This is a genomic window from Halomonas sp. A40-4 (assembly GCF_015767635.1).
Classification (GTDB): Bacteria; Pseudomonadota; Gammaproteobacteria; order Pseudomonadales; family Halomonadaceae; genus Vreelandella; species Vreelandella janggokensis.
In genome coordinates, this window is sequence record NZ_CP065230.1 from 1741601 (window position 1) to 1757359 (window position 15759).

Genomic DNA, 15759 nt, shown 5'->3' on the forward strand with positions numbered 1-15759 from the left:
GCTTGGTCCTGCCAAGCGTTGACGTACAACGGAAGTCTTTTTGATATGAGCTGGTTAGATAAGATTGTGCCCTCCATGGGGCGTATCCAGCGTAAGGACCGTCGCGCTAGCGTTCCCGATGGTCTCTGGCGTAAATGCCCCAAGTGCGAAGCCGTTCTCTATCTTCCTGAGTTAGAGAAGCATCAAAGTGTTTGCCCGAAGTGCAACCACCACCTGCGGTTAACGGCGCGCAAGCGGCTGGATTGGTTCCTGGACAAGACGGGACGCGAAGAGATTGCGGCCGAGATTGAGCCGGTCGATCGCCTCAAGTTCCGCGATTCCAAGAAATACAAGGACCGCTTGACCGCAGCGCAAAAAGAAACCGCCGAAAAAGACGCGCTGGTTGCCATGCGTGGTGAGCTGAATGGCTTGCCCGTGGTGGCCGTGGCGTTCGAGTTTACCTTTATGGGCGGCTCCATGGGCGCGGTGGTTGGCGAGAAGTTCGTGCGCGCCGCTACGCTGGCACTTGAATCTCGCGTACCGTTGATTTGCTTTGCGGCTTCCGGCGGGGCGCGCATGCAGGAAGCGCTATTCTCGCTGATGCAGATGGCGAAAACCTCGGCAGCGCTTGAAAAGCTCAAGCAGGAAGGCATTCCGTATATCTCGGTACTGACCGATCCGGTCTTTGGGGGCGTCTCTGCATCCCTGGCGATGCTTGGTGACCTGAATATTGCCGAACCCAATGCGCTGATCGGTTTTGCCGGTCCGCGCGTCATTGAGCAAACCGTGCGCGAAACCCTCCCGGAAGGCTTCCAGCGCAGCGAGTTCCTGCTTGAGCACGGCACGGTAGACATGATCGTGCATCGCCACGATATGCGCGAGCGCGTTGGTGGCGTCCTTCGCAAGCTGACCCACCAGCCGCTGGCCGGTAGTGATCCTGAGCCCGAAGAAGAGCCCATGGTGTTTGAGCCGGTGGTCGACGAGCCTCAGGTGGCCGAGCAGGCGGAAGACCCCGAGTGGATCGAGGCGATTAACGGTAATAGCCAATCGGACACTGCCAAGCGCGACGATTCCTCACGCAATGCCTAAAACGCTGGCGCAGTGGCTTGACCATCTGGAAACCCTCCACCCGGTGGGGATCGAACTGGGGCTGGATCGGGTCAGTCAGGTGGCTGACCGAATGGGCCTGTTGCAACGCCCCATTGCCAAGCGGGTCATCAGCGTGGCGGGCACTAACGGCAAGGGCTCGACCCTGGCAATCATCGATAGCGTGGCGCGCGCTCATGGTCTGCGAGTGGGGACCTATACGTCTCCCCACCTGCTGCGCTACAACGAGCGCGTTCAGCTTGATGGCGGCATGGCGAGCGACGAACAGCTGGTCGCGGGCTTTGAAGCCGTCGAGCAGGCAAGGCTAGTCGCACCGGCGGTTAGTCTGACTTACTTCGAAGCCGGGACGCTGTGTGCCCTCTGGTGCCTTTGCCAGCAGCCGCTTGATCTGGCCGTACTTGAAGTAGGGCTTGGTGGGCGCCTGGATGCCGTCAATATTGTCGATGCCGATGTGGCGATCGTCACGACCATTGCCCAGGACCACGCCGGATTTCTAGGCACCGATATTGCCCAGATAGGGCGCGAGAAAGCCGGTATCTTCCGTTCGCAACGACCTGCCGTCTTAGGCAGTCGCGATCTCCCAGAGAGTGTGGCGGACATCGCCGACGCCCTGTCAGCCCCCGTTTATCAACTCGGACGTCACTTCGAGCATACAGCTGACCCAGCGTCGGCCTGCTGGCGCTGGCAAGGCCACACTGCCGCAGGCGATGTGCTGACGCTGGAAGCCTTGCCCGACCCAGGCCTACCCATGGATAACGCCGCGACGGCACTGCAAGCGTTGGTGCTGTCTGGCACTGTGCTAAAGGCATATCCTACCCAGACGGCCCTGGCCCATCTGGTGGTGCCCGGGCGAATGCAGTGGCGCGGTCAATGGTGCCTTGATGTGGGCCATAATCCCCACGCAGCGGATTATCTGGCGCGCCACCTGCCCCCTGTTGCGCCAGGCGCAACACAATGGGGGCTCATCGGGATGTTAAGTGATAAAGATGCCGATGGCGTGATCGCCGCGCTATCATCACGTATCGATGACTGGGTTTGCGTGAGCCTTGACGGTGAGCGTGGCCGTGAAGCCACGGAACTCGCCGAGCGGATTGCAGCCCGGGGCGGACGCGTGCATCATTGCGCGGCATCCCCGATGGCGGGAGTGGAATGGCTGGCGACGCGGCTTAGCCCGGCTGATCGCGTGCTGGCGACTGGCTCTTTTTTCACGGTGGCGGCGCTATCGGCGCAGCCATTGCCACAGGCGTAGCATCGCTTGATGGAGAGGGATATGAAATACGGTAAAACGGAACGGATCAGCGGTATCGTCATCCTGCTTGCGCTGTTGGCCATCATCGTGCCGTGGCTGATGAGTGACCCAGCGCCGCGTGAAGAGCGTCCCCAACCGAATTTTGTCATCGAGCAACCGGTGGAAGTCGAGCGCCGTGATGTGGCCCCCCCACAGCGTCCCGAGTCGATTGGGGACCCCGCCGAGCAGGTAGACCCGGATGTGGCCGCTCAGGCAACGGACGAGCCGCTTGACGTGGATCCCGCCAGCCCGAATACGGATCAACTGACCAGCAATGATGATAGTGCCGAAGATAGTGCCGGAGATAGTGCCGGAGATGAAACGCAGGCAGCCAGTGGCGCTGACGAGTCACCAACGAGTGAGCAGAGCGATCCGATAGCCGACCTGATTGCGTCAAATAGCCAGTCAGTGAGTGACACGTCTGAAGAGCGACCCGCCGACGACCAGTCAGGGTCGGCTCCGCAGTCCGATCCAGCCGGCGAATGGGCGGTACAGGTTGGCAGCTTCGGCAACCCTGATAACGCGCGACGCTTGAGTGAACAGCTGAGCGGAGAAGGTTTTGCTGTCTACCAGCGCGACCGCGACAATGACATGACAACCGTCTATGTCGGCCCCTTTACTACGTCGGAAGAGGGTGAAGCGGCAATGAGCGATGTCAAACAGCGAGCCAATGTGCAAGGCCTGCTGGTTCGAGTGCGGGATTAACCATGGCACTTACCTGGATAGACGCCGCCTTTTTAGCAGTGCTGGCGCTGTCGATGCTGGCGGGGTTCGTGCGCGGTTTTGTCCGCGAAGCGCTGGGGCTGGCGGCCTGGGTTATTGCCCTGATGGTCGCCAGGGTGCTGGCCGAGCCAGTCGCTGAATTGATGAGTGGTTTCATCGACAGCTTTGACGCGCGCTTGGTGCTGGCCTTTGCGTTAGTGATTTTTGCGGTCATCCTGCTGTGTGGCATTGTTATCCGGTTGGTGCATGCCGCGGTCGAGTGGGTCGGCATGGGGTTGCTTAACCGCTTTGCCGGGGCGGCGTTTGGTATCGCGCGGGGCGGGGTCATTCTGCTGGTAGTGACAGTGCTGATTATGCTGACGCCACTTTCAGAGCTTCAGGCGTGGCAGCAGGCATCGTTACGCCCCACGTTTATTGAATTGCGCAACTACGCGATTAACCGACTGGATCAATGGGGCGGCGAACTTCCCGAAGCGCCGTCCACGCTCAACGACATCACGCTGCCGGATTTACGCAAGGGGCGTGAACTTTGATAGTTTTATCTGACATGTACCGGCTTACGTAGGTTAAGCCAGCATCAAGCGAGGTAACGGGAATGTGCGGTATCGTCGGCCTTCTGGCCAAGCAAGCGGTAAATCAGGGTATTTACGATGCCCTGACCGTTCTTCAGCATCGCGGCCAGGACGCTGCCGGGATGATGACTTGGAGCGAGGGACGCTTTTTACTGCGCAAGAGCAACGGCCTGGTGCGCGATGTGTTTCATACGCGGCACATGGCGCGTTTGAAAGGCAACCTGGGTATCGGACACGTCCGTTATCCGACCGCCGGTTCCTCCAGCGAAGCCGAATCGCAGCCTTTTTATGTCAATTCCCCTTATGGTATCGCCCTTGCCCATAACGGCAACCTGACCAATTCCGAACAGCTCAAGCAGGAACTGTTTTCGACGGACCTTCGCCATATCAATACCAGCTCGGATTCCGAGGTGCTGCTCAATGTATTTGCCCATGAACTGGGTAAGCAGGGCCTGCATCTGGAAGCCGAGGATATCTTTGATGCCGTGCGTCGGGTGCATCGTCGTTGCCAGGGGGGCTATGCAGCCGTCGCGATTATCAACGGGTTTGGCATGGTGGCGTTTCGTGACCCTCACGGCATTCGGCCGGTGGTGTTTGGTACACGCCAGGCAGAAAACGGCCAGGATGTCATGATCGCCTCCGAGTCGGTTGCCCTGGATGTGGGTGGCTTCGAGCTGGAGCGGGATCTGTCGCCGGGTGAAGCGGTCTTCGTCGATATGCAGGGCAACGTGCATACCCAGGTGTGTGCCGACCGTCCCCAACTGCGCTCGTGTATTTTCGAACACGTTTACCTGGCACGGCCCGATTCGATTCTCGACGGCGCCTATGTCTATGGTACCCGCATGCAGATGGGGCGTAAGCTCGGTGACCGTGTGCTTAATGAATGGCCCGATCATGATATCGACGTGGTGATTCCGATTCCCGATACGTCGCGTACCTCGGCGCTGGAAATGGCGCAGCACCTTGGCGTTACCTACCGCGAAGGGTTCATGAAGAACCGCTATATCGGTCGAACCTTCATCATGCCGGGGCAGACCCAGCGCAAGAAATCAGTCCGCCAGAAGCTGAATGCCATCGACATCGAGTTTAAAGATAAGAATGTGCTGCTGGTGGATGACTCAATTGTGCGCGGCACCACCTGCAAGCAGATCATCCAGATGGCCCGCGACGCCGGAGCGCGGAAAGTCTACTTTGCCTCTGCGGCACCGCCGGTGCGTTATCCCAACGTTTACGGCATCGACATGCCTGCGGCTTCTGAGTTGATAGCCCATGGGCGTACGGAAGAAGAAGTCGGCGAGTTGATAGGTGCCGACCGGATTTTCTATCAGGATATCGAGGACCTGAAAGATGCCTGCCGTGAAGTGAATCCCGAACTGGAAGCCTTTGACTGTTCGGTTTTCGACGGCAACTACGTCACGGGGGATATTGACGATGCCTACCTGGCGGTGCTGGAGGCCAGCCGAAACGACCTGGCCAAGGACCAGAGCGCCGGTGACCATGCCCTGGTCGACATGCATAATCAGGATGACGACGACCTGGACGATTAAATGGTGTGTTTGAACAAGAGACTAGCCCATGCAAGATGACAGCCAGCAAGACGCGTGGTCGCTGGAAACGCTAGCGATTCGGGCGGGACACGAGCGTACCTTTGAGCAGGAACACGCGGAGCCGATTTTTCCCACGTCCAGCTTCGTGTATGACAGCGCCGCTGAAGCAGCGCGCAAGTTTGGTGGTCACGAGGCCGGCAACGTTTATTCCCGCTTCACCAACCCGACCGTTCATACCTTTGAGCGCCGGTTAGCGGCGCTGGAAGGCGGCGAACGCTGCGTGGCCACCAGTTCGGGGATGTCCGCTATCCTGTCAACGGTGCTGGCGCTGCTATCGGCAGGCGATGAAATCGTCGCTTCGCGTTCATTGTTTGGCTCCACGGTGAGCCTGTTCGATAAATATTTCGGCAAGTTCGGTATTACCACCCGCTATGTGGAGCTCTCCGATTTGGCGGCGTGGGAAGCGGCGATCACCCCCAATACGCGCTTGCTGTTTGCTGAAACGCCGTCGAACCCGCTGTCTGAAGTAGCCGATATCGCTGCGCTGTCAGCGTTGGCTAAACGCCATGATGTCTGGCTCGCGATTGATAACTGCTTCTTAACGCCGGCACTTCAGCAGCCCATCGCACTGGGGGCTGACCTGGTGATTCACTCTGCAACCAAGTACCTCGATGGGCAGGGGCGTGCGGTAGGCGGTGCCGTGGTGGGTAAGCACGACGTGCTGGAAGAGGTGTTCGGGGTCGTACGCACCTGTGGCCCGTGCATGAGTCCGTTCAACGCCTGGATATTTACCAAAGGATTGGAAACGCTCTCGCTGCGTATGAAGGCTCACTGTGAACAGGCACAAGCCCTTGCCGAGTGGCTTGATGCCCATCCAGCGGTCAATAAGGTCTTCTATAGCGGCTTGGTCGACCATCCGCAGCATGAGCTCGCCAAACAGCAGCAGGACGGCTTTGGCGCGGTGCTTGGGTTCGAGGTCCTCTACGGCCAGGAGGGCGCTTGGCAGGTGATCGATGCGACCCGCATGCTGTCGATTACCGGCAACCTGGGAGATGTCAAAACGACCATCACGCATCCTGCCACGACCACGCATGGTCGCTTGAGCGATGAGCAAAGAGCGGCCGCCGGTATTTCACCGGGGCTGGTGCGCGTTGCCGTCGGGCTGGAAAACCAGCGAGATATTCAAAATGACCTCGCCAGAGGGTTAGACGCCTTGCTGGCGGGGTAGTCGTCTGCCAGAAAGTGATCTGAAACCGGCCCATGGCCGGTTTTTTTAGCCCGTCTTGATTGTGTAAAGGCGCTGTCCAACGTTTTTTACGAATGGTGTGTTCTGCTTTTTTCAGCGGTTTACAATCCATTTTGCCGCTATCATCACTTTCACATCACGCCCAAAGAGGGCGTCCAAGAAAGGATTATTCGATGTGGGGAAATACGAAGGCTGGCTGGGGCGTCATCAGTATTATGCTGCACTGGCTAAGCGCTATCACGATTGTCGGGCTCTTTGCCCTGGGCTGGTGGATGACCGGATTGGGGTATTATGATCCTTGGTATAATCTGGGCCCCTGGGTACACCGCTCGATTGGCATTTTGCTTTTCGCCGCTACCCTGGCGCGTATCGTCTGGCGGTGGTCGCAGCCTACGCCCCGCGGCCATGGAAGCCGACTTGCCATTCTGCTGGCGCACCTGGGTCACGTCATGCTGTATGTAACGCTGCTTGTGGTCATGACCACGGGGTATTTGATCTCCACCGCCGATGGGAGTGGTATTAGTGTATTTGGCTGGTTTGTCGTGCCTGCGTTGGTGCAGGGGCTGCCACAGCAGTCGCTGATCGCCGGAGATCTGCATTGGTACAGTGCCTGGGGGTTGACGTTGCTGGCCGCGGGGCATTCACTGGCGGCCTTCAAGCACCACTTTCATGACCGATACGACACCTTACGGCGTATGTTGAAACCCGCATCGCGTTGACGCATCAGGCTTTCCCTGTCGGGATAGCTTCAAGGAGCACCTTTCAAAACGGTGCTTTTCATCGAGAAAGGAGTTGCAGCATGTTGAAGAAGACCTTACTGACCACGGCAGTCGCCGCCGCAGGACTTGTCACGCTTGGCCAGGCCCAGGCTGCTGACTACACCATCGACACTGAAGGGCAGCATGCCTTTGTACAGTTCAAAATCAGCCACCTGGGCTATTCCTACATCCTGGGTAGCTTTGAAGACTTTTCGGGTGAGTTCAGCTACGACGCCGATGATCTCGATGCATCATCCGTCGACATGGAAGTCCAGGTAAGCAGCCTGAACACTAACCATGGGGAACGTGACCGTCACATTTTGAGCAGCGATTTCCTCAACGCAGACGAGTATCCCACGGCCACCTTCACCTCGACAGGCTTCGAGTCGACCGGTGACAATGAGGGTGTGGTGACCGGCGATCTGACCCTTCACGGTCAAACCCAGGAAATTGAAATGCCCGTCACGCTGATGGGTGAAGGCGAGGACCCCTGGGGTGGCTATCGTGCTGGCTTTGAAGGCAGCACCATGATCACGTTGGGCGATTTTGGTATTGATATGAGCGATTTCCCCGAAGCGATGCATGAGCTAGAGCTTTATGTGACCTTCGAAGGTATTCGCCAGTAATTCAGCGCTTCTAAAAGCGCCACCACGCCTTCGGGGGTGGTGGCGTTTTTTGCGTTTATTCAACAGGAGTATAGGTGTTGGCGGCTAGCACTCAGCAAACGGCAGGATTGGGCAAAACCCTGTGGCGGCAAACCTGGCCGATGGCGATTGGGGTACTGTCGCTACTTGGGTTCCAATTGGTTGATAGTGCCTTTATTGCCCGCTTGGGCACGGTCCCGCTGGCGGCCCAATCGTTCACCTTTCCGCTTTCGTTTCTGATCATCGGGATTCAGGTGGGCATGGGGATCGCCATCGCGGCGTTGATTTCTCGTGCGCTGGGGGCTGGCGAGAAGGACCGTGCCAAGCGGTTGAGCAGTCTGGTGTTGATGGCGGGTGGCGCCGTGATTGCTTGTCTGGGCATGTTGCTGTGGGCTTTTCAGATACCTATATTCAGTTTGTTAGGTGCCGAAAGCAACACCTTTGGGTATTTGCGCAGCTATTGGCCACCGCAGCTTCTGGCAGCCTGGTTGGGGGCGCTGCTTTATTTTGTTTACAGCGTTTTTCGTGCCCATGGCGATACCCGTTTGCCAGGAAAAATGATGGTGATCACCAGTCTGATCAACCTGGCTCTGGATCCCGTGCTGATCTTTGGCGTGGGGCCGTGGCCAGGTTGGGGGCTGCCCGGTGCCGCCTGGGCGACGGCGATTGCCTTTGGCATTGGTTTACTGGTCACCGGGGGGCGTTTGTGGAAACGCGGCTGGGCCGCGCGAGAAGGTCTATGGCAAGAAGGACGGCAGTCTTGGCGCCCTTTCATGGGTATCGCCGCACCGGCCATGGTGAGCCAGCTCATGCCCCCCCTGGCCGCCATGTTGGCCATTTCGGTGGTGGCGGGCCTGGGCGAGAGTCAAGTCGCTGCCTGGGGGTTGGCAAGTCGGCTGGAAACGCTGTCGTTAATGGTGATTTTAGCCATGACGATGTCGTTGCCGCCCTGGCTGGGGCGTTGCTATGGGGCCGGTGATTGGGACCAGATCCATCGTCTCCTGCGCCTGGCACTGGGTGTTGCGGTGGTCTGGCAGTTAACCCTGGGTATATTGCTGGCGCTGGGTGCCCCCTGGCTTGGCATGGCGCTGGCAGGCAACCCTGACGTACAGGATGAACTGGTACTGTTGATTCGTTTCCTGCTGCCCAGCTACGCGGCACTCGGTGTCTGCATGTTGGTGGTCTCGGCGGGCAATGCGCTGGGGTGGCCATTACGTGCGATGCTACTGTCTGCCGCGCGCCTTTTTGTGTGCTACTTACCCTGCCTGTGGTTGGGTGAACAGCTGGCCGGATGGTGGGGATTGGCCGCCGGAGCGGCCTTGGGTAATGTGTTCGCCGGATTAGTAGCCTGGCTGCTGCTGAGACGTATTCTGTCACGTCCTCATCGGCAGGCGGGGGTTAACGCGGGTTAGAGGTTGTTGGCTTTTCTTGAAATGCAAAGTAGCCGAACAATAGCGCCATCGCCAGATAGCCCATGCTGAAACTGGGCGCGGCATTGATGCCCAACTCTGCTGCGTGCATCAAACCAACAAACGAGAACGCTGCCGCGATCAGGGCAAAGATCGCTGCCCGCCGAAACTGATGATCGATCACGGAAACCGTCATGGCTCCCAGGAAAATGGCCATGAACATGGCGCCCTGACCGGTGGCCACAATGGCGGTGGAAATATCGCTGACGATGTCTTCAGCACCGCGGTTAAAGCGTGTCATCACGTAGTTGGCAAAGTAGGGCAGCATGGCTAGCGCGACCGCGGGATAGTAACGGCTGTCGTTGGACTGAAACGCCGTGGCGATCATGGAAATGCCCACAAAGACCAGAATAGGGGCGACCACCGAGACAGGGATGATCGCCGAAATCATGGCGATTAATCCAAACATGGTGGCGATGGCGTAAACAGCTCCGTTTAACAGGCTATAGCCACGTCCGGCCCCCATCCACTTCGCCCCAACGGTGGCAATATACACCGTGGTGGGGAAGACGCCGCCAAACAGTGCGCCCAGCATGGTGCCCACGCCATCGACCGCCTGGCATTCACGTACGTCGTACTTGTCACCGGCGGCTTCCATGGCCTCGACGTTGTTCATGGTCTCAATGGCGTTATACAGCGTAATCGGCAACACCACGGTCAGAATGGCGAGCATTCCGGTGGCCAGCAGCCCCAGGCCCTCCCACCAGGCCAGGTTGGGCAGCAGTGGGTAAAAGCCAAGGTGGGTAAAGGCGTCGCTGAAGCGTTCACCACCCGCATCGCCAATCAAGTAGGCCATCGCTGTGCCCAGGATGATCGCGAATAGCGAAGTGGGAATTTTCAGGGGCATGCTGACCCGGGCAAGCAAGCCGACAATAATGATGGCCAGCACCAGCAAGCCAATCACCGGCATTTCCAGCGTTTTGAACAACATTTCACCGGCAATAAAGGTCAGCGCCACACCGGCAACGGCACCGAGCATGGCAGCTCGTGGGAGATGATATTGCACCCAGCGGCCGACCAGGCTGATGGCGGCTTCAATGGCTCCGCTGATAAAGCACGCGGCCACAGCCACTTGCCAGGCGAGGGTGACATCTCCCGTCAGTTCCTTGGCGGGCAGTAGAACGCCGAACAGAAACACAAACATGACCGGCGTGGAGATGCCGTAGGACAAGGCGGTAACATCCGAGCGCTGCTCTTTGCGGGCTAACCGTGAGGCACTCCAGGCGTAATAGAAATTGCCGACCATCACGGCAACCGCCGCGCCGGGCAGCACTTGTCCATAGACGATGGAGGCAGGAAAACCCATGCCAAGCATGGTGATGGCAATGATGACAAAGTTCGCAATGTTGTTCTGGAACAAAGCGAAGAATGCGTCGGTGTCTTCTTTTTTGTACCACGGGTAGTGATGTTGCGTTGCCATGAATGCCTCTGGTTTATGGGATGGTAGAGCTAAACAAAAATGCCCAGGCAGGCCTGGGCATTGGAACGCGCTTTGCCAGCGTGTCTAGTCGTTAACCGCGGCGATCGCCTTCGCCAGGTAGGGCAGGTTTTCCTGGGAGAAGCCGGCCACGTTGGCGCGACCCGAGCGCACCATATAGATACCAAACTCGTCGCGCAGTCGGTCGACCTGTTCCGGTGTGAGGCCGGTGTAGGAGAACATGCCGCGCTGCTCGGCAACACATGCATACTTCTCATCCAGCCCGTAGGGTTTCAGGGCTTCGACGAAATCGCGACGCAGGGTGTTGATGCGGTCGCGCATTTCGGTCAGTTCCTCGCGCCACATGGCGGAGAGTTCAGCGTCATGAAGAATCTCGCTGACAATGGCGCCGCCGTGTGCAGGCGGGTTGGAGTAGTTTTCCCGCGCGACAATGGCGACCTGCGAGCGGATGTTTTCCATCTGCTCGGCATCTTTAGCCACCATGATCAAGCAGCCGGTCCGCTCACAGTAAATGCCGAAGTTTTTCGAGCAGGAGCTGGTGATGATGACCTCGTCCAGCTGCTCGGCAAATAGCCGAACGCCGTAGGCATCTTCGTCCAGGCCTTCCCCGAACCCTTGATAGGCAAAGTCGATGAGCGGCAGTAACTGGCGCTCTTTAACCACCTCGAGCACTTGTTGCCACTGGGACTTTGAAAGGTCGAACCCGGTTGGGTTATGGCAGCAGGCGTGAAGTACGACCACATCGCCTTCAGGGATCTTCTTCAGCGCTCCCAGCATGCCGTCAAAGTCGAGACGGTTATCAGGGTCGACATAGGGATACTTGTGCAACTCAATGCCCGCGGCGGTAAAAATACCGTGGTGGTTGGGCCAGGTGGGGTCGCTCACCCAAATGCCCCTGTCGGGCAATTGAGTGGCAATGAAGTCGGCCGCTAAACGCAGTGCCCCAGTACCCCCAGGCGACTGGGTGGCACTGGCACGATTGGCTTCCAGCACCGGCGAGCTGGCACCCAGTACCATTGGTAGCACAACACCGCCGTAAGCGGGTGCGCCGTGGGAACCAATATAGGTCTTGGTGGTTTCATTGCTGAGCAGGCGAGCCTCGGCCTCTTTAACCGCACGCATTACCGGCGTATTGCCGTGCGCATCGCGGTAAACGCCAACGCCTAAGTCGACTTTCTGAGGATTGGTGTCTTTTTTGAAAGCTTCGATTAGCCCAAGAATGGCGTCTCCAGGGACTCGCTCAATATGCTCAAACATTTATTCGGCTACCTCGTCGGTTCTAGCGGCAAGAATGAAATCATTTTGGTGCAGACCATCAATCGCGTGGCTCCACCAGGTGACCGTGGTTTTCCCGTACTCGGTGGTGATCACAGGATGGTGGCCTGCCTGTTCGGCCAGTTCGCCCACGCGCTGTGTGAACGCCAGCGCATTGACAAAATCACGAAACGTGAAGCTGCGTGACAGCTTCATAATGCCATCGTGATCGACAATTCGCCACTCGGGGAGAGTCTTTAGCTGGCTTTCGCACTCGCTGCGCGTCATGGGCCGTGCGTCGCCGCTGCAGGGTTCACAATGTTGTTGGGCCAGTGACGTCATTTGGCTACCTCCTAAATAAGGATGATGAATGGCTTGCTCTTTCAGGATAGAAGGCAGACGCAGTCACGACCAACATCTTTGGCACTATAAAGTGCCTGATCCGCGCGCTCGATCAGGCTCGCTATGGGTTCACCACAGCGATACTCAGCAACGCCGATGCTGAGCGTGACCTTCCCGACGCCCATGCCGAAATCATGTTCAGCAATTTGATGGCGTAACCGGTCAGCCAACTGATGGCATTGTTTGACCGGGGTTAGCGGCAAGAGGGCCATGAACTCTTCACCCCCCAGTCGGGCTATCATGTCTTCGCTGCGCAGCAGTGATTGAGCCAGGGTGGCCAGTCGTTTGAGGACTTCATCGCCGTGGAGATGCCCCCAACGGTCATTGATATATTTAAAGTGGTCGATGTCGAGCATCATGATGGATAGCGGGGTGCCGTGCCGCGAGCTTAGCGATGCCAGGTTAGTCAAGTGGACCATTAGTTTGCGTCGGTTAGGCAGGCTGGTCAGTGGGTCGGTGTCGCACAGCTTGCGTAGCCGCTGTTCTTCGCTGACCTGGTCACTGATGTCCATCATGATGCCATGCCAACGAACACCATTTGGCATGGGTTCAGGGGTGGCGCTGACGCCAATCCACTTAGCTTTATGTCCGGGTGGCGCAAGGCGGAACCGAGTGGCTAATGGCAGCATTCCCCGGGCTGAGCGTTCAATGGCTGACATCAGTTTCGGATAATCCGCGCCGGTCAACGTCTCGAGCGCCGTATTGGCATCCTCTGCCAGTTGGTCGCGATCAATCGGCGCTGACGTCACTCCGGCACCTTCCATGAACGGCATGGACATATGGCCGTCGTGGTGGCGGAAGAACTGGAAGACGACGCCTGGAATCTGACTGATAAGTTGCTCGGCGTTGAGCGATAAGGGGATATCATTCACGGACATGCGTGAATCTCCGAAGCTGTACCATTGGAAAGCGGTGCCATCAAAAACAATCGGCTAGGATAGCCTTAAAAACGTAATTAGAATGTAAGCCATTTCCTACAATTCGATACATTTACATATTTTTTTGCTATATCTAAAAAAATATTAAGACTAAAAAGGTATATAATACGTTGGTTTAACGTTGCTGATGGCATATGTGAGCAAAAAGCATTACGTTTGTGCATATAAAATATTCTTTTTATTCCGATGAGGTGTGTTTTGTCGCACAGCACGTCTATACAGGATGGCGCTTGCATGAAGGGGCGCGTCAGTTTGGTGGGGGCCGGGCCAGGGGATCCTGAGTTACTGACGCTCAAGGCGTTTAAGCGCTTGCAGAATGCCGATGTGGTGTTGCACGACCGCCTGGTTAGCGATGAGATCCTGGCGCTACTGCCGTCAACGGTTAGGCAGTTTTATGTGGGCAAGGCTCGCTCGTCGCACAGTGTCCCCCAGGAGGGTATCAACCAGGCGCTGGTGGACTGGGCCCGGGCAGGGAATCGCGTGGTTCGACTCAAGGGAGGTGACCCGTTTATTTTTGGCCGTGGAGGGGAAGAGCTTGAAACCTTGATAGCTGCTGGCGTCCCTGTTGAGGTGATACCGGGTATCACGGCGGCGTCGGGTTGTGCGGCCTATGCCGGTATTCCGCTGACCCACCGCGACCATGCGCAATCGGTGCGCTTTGTCACCGGCCATCTCAAAAACGGTGAGTGTGATCTGGATTGGCAGACATTGGCACGCCCGGGCCAGACACTGGTGTTTTATATGGGGCTGGGCAGTGTGGATGTCATCTGCGAAGCGCTGGTCACCCACGGCATGGCGGGAGATACGCCGCTGGCGCTGATTGAGCAAGGTACGACTCAACAGCAACAAACCCATATTGGCACCTTGCAGGCGCTGCCTGATGCTTTCTATTCAGGCTATATAAAGCCTCCGACCTTGTTGATTGTCGGTCATGTAGTGTCATTGAATGCACAGCTGGCATGGTTCGACGTGGATCAGACCGATGCCAAGGGGTTTCGTCACGGTAAGCATCCAACGCCACCCACCGGTTCAGGCGGCTAGCGTTAAACAATCAACGCTAGTGTCTTATCGTCAGAGTGGCTAGATACTCTAAGCTGTGTATGCTGGTAGCTAGCAGGCTGATAATTATCACTGTCTGCTGCCTAATGCGCAGCCAACACCGGTACGCGTAACGCGCAGCGAATACCAAAGGGAGAGGCGACATGTCAGACGAGCAGCAAACCGATCAAAAGCCGACCAATAGCAAGCCAGATATGAAGACACTGTTCCGCGATAATCGCGTGAAGGGGATTGCGGGTATCGCCGCGATCGCAGTGATCTGGGCCATCATGGCGCAGTCAAATGTCGGCACCAGCCGGGACCGCGTTGCGGCGCTGGAAGAGCAGGTGGCAAACGTTGAGGAAGAAAATACATCGCTGACTCAGCAGCTCAACGAAGTTGACGATGCCGAAGCAGATCTGTCGGCGTTGCAGGAGGAAATGAATGCGCTTGAAAACCAGCAGTCCGAAGAGCAACAGGCCCTGGAAAACCTCCAGCAGCAAGTGAGTGACACGCGTTCTGAACTTGAGTCACTGCAGGAAGAGCGCGACGCCCTGCAAACTAACGTTGACGAACTGAACCAACAGGTAAGCGACGCTGAAAGCGAGCTGACAACGCTGCGCGAAGAGCGTGATCAGGTACAGCAGGCCAGTGAGGAAGCTGACCAGGCACGTCAACAAGCCGAAGAGGCTCGTCAGAGTGCTGAAAATGCGCGCCAAGAGGCAGAAGAAGCCCGGCAGGAAGCGGCCAGTGAACGTCAGCAGGCGGTTGAAGAGCGTGACGCCGCAAGAGAAACGCTGGATGACGTCAACACCCAGATCGAGCAGGCGAATGAGCGCTTGTCCAGCCTTCAAGACGACATCGCCAACGCCGAAGCGGAGCGAGCTGAGGTTCAGCAGGCGCGTGACAGCGCTGCCAGCGAGCGCGATGCACTGCAAGAAGAGGTCGATTCGCTGAAAGCGCTGCGTGAAGAAGAAGAGAATAGCCTGAACGATGTTCGCAGTGAAATGGAAGATGTCATGGTCGCCATCGAAATGGGCCGCGAGGAACTGGCCAAGATTGAAGACCAGGTGTCCACCCGTGAAGAGCAGCTGGAACGCTTGGAAACACAGTTGAATGAGTGGCGTGATGAGCTCTCCACGCTGGATTCGCGTACCGGTAATGCGGCCAACGATGCCGGTGAAAGCACCAGTCAGGGGGGTAGCGAAGAAGGCGACAGCCAGAGCAGCGAAGAGGCACCCTCTGGCAGCGAAAGTGGTAATCAGGAAGATGAAGCTGGCTAAGCACTCTTTCGAAATGTCTTAGTCTGGATGAGCGGGTGCTGATACGTCAGCACCCGTTCTTTTGGGTGCTGGT

The 15759-nt window shown here is 57.5% G+C and carries 15 protein-coding genes; 11 read left to right on the forward strand and 4 right to left on the reverse strand.

The window, feature by feature from the left end; genetic code table 11:
- Positions 1-45: 45 nt before the first annotated feature.
- From accD to IT895_RS08215, 9 genes are all read left to right on the forward strand, one after another.
- Entirely contained in the window at positions 46-1068 is a 1023-nt protein-coding gene (gene accD / locus IT895_RS08175; protein ID WP_066315276.1) for an acetyl-CoA carboxylase, carboxyltransferase subunit beta, read from the forward strand.
- A complete protein-coding gene (gene folC, locus IT895_RS08180) occupies positions 1061-2335 on the forward strand; it encodes a bifunctional tetrahydrofolate synthase/dihydrofolate synthase (protein ID WP_199285241.1) in 1275 nt (424 codons plus the stop codon). The genes accD and folC overlap by 8 nt, the downstream gene beginning before the upstream one ends.
- Before the next feature lie 21 nt (positions 2336-2356).
- The gene (locus tag IT895_RS08185) at positions 2357-3079 is read left to right on the forward strand and encodes an SPOR domain-containing protein (protein ID WP_199285242.1); all 723 of its coding nucleotides are present in this window, start codon (positions 2357-2359) and stop codon (positions 3077-3079) included.
- Between the two features lie 2 nt (positions 3080-3081).
- A complete protein-coding gene (locus IT895_RS08190) occupies positions 3082-3630 on the forward strand; it encodes a CvpA family protein (RefSeq protein ID WP_085919320.1) in 549 nt (182 codons plus the stop codon).
- 62 nt (positions 3631-3692) lie between these two features.
- Positions 3693-5216 carry an amidophosphoribosyltransferase gene (gene purF, locus IT895_RS08195; protein ID WP_066315288.1) on the forward strand — a complete coding sequence of 508 codons (1524 nt, stop codon included), beginning with the start codon at positions 3693-3695 and terminating at the stop codon, positions 5214-5216.
- A 28-nt stretch (positions 5217-5244) separates the two neighbouring features.
- On the forward strand, positions 5245-6444 hold the full coding sequence (locus IT895_RS08200; protein WP_199285243.1) for an O-succinylhomoserine sulfhydrylase: 1200 nt from the start codon (positions 5245-5247) through the stop codon (positions 6442-6444).
- Positions 6445-6635: 191 nt separating this feature from the next.
- Positions 6636-7181, forward strand: coding sequence for a cytochrome b (locus IT895_RS08205; protein WP_199285244.1), 546 nt, complete (start codon positions 6636-6638; stop codon positions 7179-7181).
- A gap of 80 nt (positions 7182-7261) precedes the next feature.
- Positions 7262-7846, forward strand: a complete 585-nt coding sequence (locus IT895_RS08210) for a YceI family protein (RefSeq protein ID WP_085919322.1) — start codon at positions 7262-7264, stop codon at positions 7844-7846.
- Between the two features lie 140 nt (positions 7847-7986).
- Positions 7987-9276 (forward strand): MATE family efflux transporter, encoded by a 1290-nt coding sequence (locus IT895_RS08215; RefSeq protein WP_085919386.1) that lies wholly within the window; start codon positions 7987-7989, stop codon positions 9274-9276.
- On the opposite strand, the gene IT895_RS08220 is transcribed toward IT895_RS08215, so the two are convergent.
- From IT895_RS08220 to IT895_RS08235, 4 genes are all read right to left on the reverse strand, one after another.
- The gene (locus IT895_RS08220; RefSeq protein WP_199285245.1) at positions 9263-10753 is read right to left on the reverse strand and encodes an NCS2 family permease; all 1491 of its coding nucleotides are present in this window, start codon (positions 10751-10753) and stop codon (positions 9263-9265) included. The genes IT895_RS08215 and IT895_RS08220 overlap by 14 nt on opposite strands.
- 84 nt (positions 10754-10837) lie before the next feature.
- Entirely contained in the window at positions 10838-12028 is a 1191-nt protein-coding gene (locus IT895_RS08225; protein ID WP_085919324.1) for an amino acid aminotransferase, read from the reverse strand.
- On the reverse strand, positions 12029-12367 hold the full coding sequence (locus IT895_RS08230) for a 4a-hydroxytetrahydrobiopterin dehydratase (protein ID WP_085919325.1): 339 nt from the start codon (positions 12365-12367) through the stop codon (positions 12029-12031).
- A gap of 41 nt (positions 12368-12408) precedes the next feature.
- Positions 12409-13305, reverse strand: coding sequence for a GGDEF domain-containing protein (locus tag IT895_RS08235; RefSeq protein WP_085919326.1), 897 nt, complete (start codon positions 13303-13305; stop codon positions 12409-12411).
- Between the two features lie 294 nt (positions 13306-13599).
- On the opposite strand from IT895_RS08235, the gene cobA reads away from it, so the two are divergent.
- Together cobA and IT895_RS08245 are read left to right on the forward strand one after the other, a co-directional pair.
- A complete protein-coding gene (gene cobA / locus IT895_RS08240) occupies positions 13600-14406 on the forward strand; it encodes a uroporphyrinogen-III C-methyltransferase (protein ID WP_199285246.1) in 807 nt (268 codons plus the stop codon).
- Between the two features lie 161 nt (positions 14407-14567).
- Positions 14568-15686, forward strand: coding sequence for a kinesin (locus tag IT895_RS08245; protein ID WP_199285247.1), 1119 nt, complete (start codon positions 14568-14570; stop codon positions 15684-15686).
- The last annotated feature ends 73 nt before the right edge of the window (positions 15687-15759 follow it).

Excerpts from the sequence above, each read along its gene's own strand:
- IT895_RS08245 (WP_199285247.1), top strand. The coding sequence starts at position 14,568 with ATGTCAGACGAGCAGCAAACCGATCAAAAGCCGACCAATAGCAAGCCA.
- IT895_RS08200 (WP_199285243.1), top strand. The coding sequence starts at position 5,245 with ATGCAAGATGACAGCCAGCAAGACGCGTGGTCGCTGGAAACGCTAGCG.
- accD (WP_066315276.1), top strand. The coding sequence starts at position 46 with ATGAGCTGGTTAGATAAGATTGTGCCCTCCATGGGGCGTATCCAGCGT.
- IT895_RS08210 (WP_085919322.1), top strand. The coding sequence starts at position 7,262 with ATGTTGAAGAAGACCTTACTGACCACGGCAGTCGCCGCCGCAGGACTT.
- IT895_RS08230 (WP_085919325.1), bottom strand. The coding sequence starts at position 12,367 with ATGACGTCACTGGCCCAACAACATTGTGAACCCTGCAGCGGCGACGCA.
- IT895_RS08220 (WP_199285245.1), bottom strand. The coding sequence starts at position 10,753 with ATGGCAACGCAACATCACTACCCGTGGTACAAAAAAGAAGACACCGAC.
- IT895_RS08190 (WP_085919320.1), top strand. The coding sequence starts at position 3,082 with ATGGCACTTACCTGGATAGACGCCGCCTTTTTAGCAGTGCTGGCGCTG.
- IT895_RS08225 (WP_085919324.1), bottom strand. The coding sequence starts at position 12,028 with ATGTTTGAGCATATTGAGCGAGTCCCTGGAGACGCCATTCTTGGGCTA.
- purF (WP_066315288.1), top strand. The coding sequence starts at position 3,693 with ATGTGCGGTATCGTCGGCCTTCTGGCCAAGCAAGCGGTAAATCAGGGT.
- IT895_RS08215 (WP_085919386.1), top strand. The coding sequence starts at position 7,987 with ATGGCGATTGGGGTACTGTCGCTACTTGGGTTCCAATTGGTTGATAGT.
- cobA (WP_199285246.1), top strand. The coding sequence starts at position 13,600 with ATGAAGGGGCGCGTCAGTTTGGTGGGGGCCGGGCCAGGGGATCCTGAG.
- IT895_RS08205 (WP_199285244.1), top strand. The coding sequence starts at position 6,636 with ATGTGGGGAAATACGAAGGCTGGCTGGGGCGTCATCAGTATTATGCTG.
- IT895_RS08235 (WP_085919326.1), bottom strand. The coding sequence starts at position 13,305 with ATGTCCGTGAATGATATCCCCTTATCGCTCAACGCCGAGCAACTTATC.
- folC (WP_199285241.1), top strand. The coding sequence starts at position 1,061 with ATGCCTAAAACGCTGGCGCAGTGGCTTGACCATCTGGAAACCCTCCAC.
- IT895_RS08185 (WP_199285242.1), top strand. The coding sequence starts at position 2,357 with ATGAAATACGGTAAAACGGAACGGATCAGCGGTATCGTCATCCTGCTT.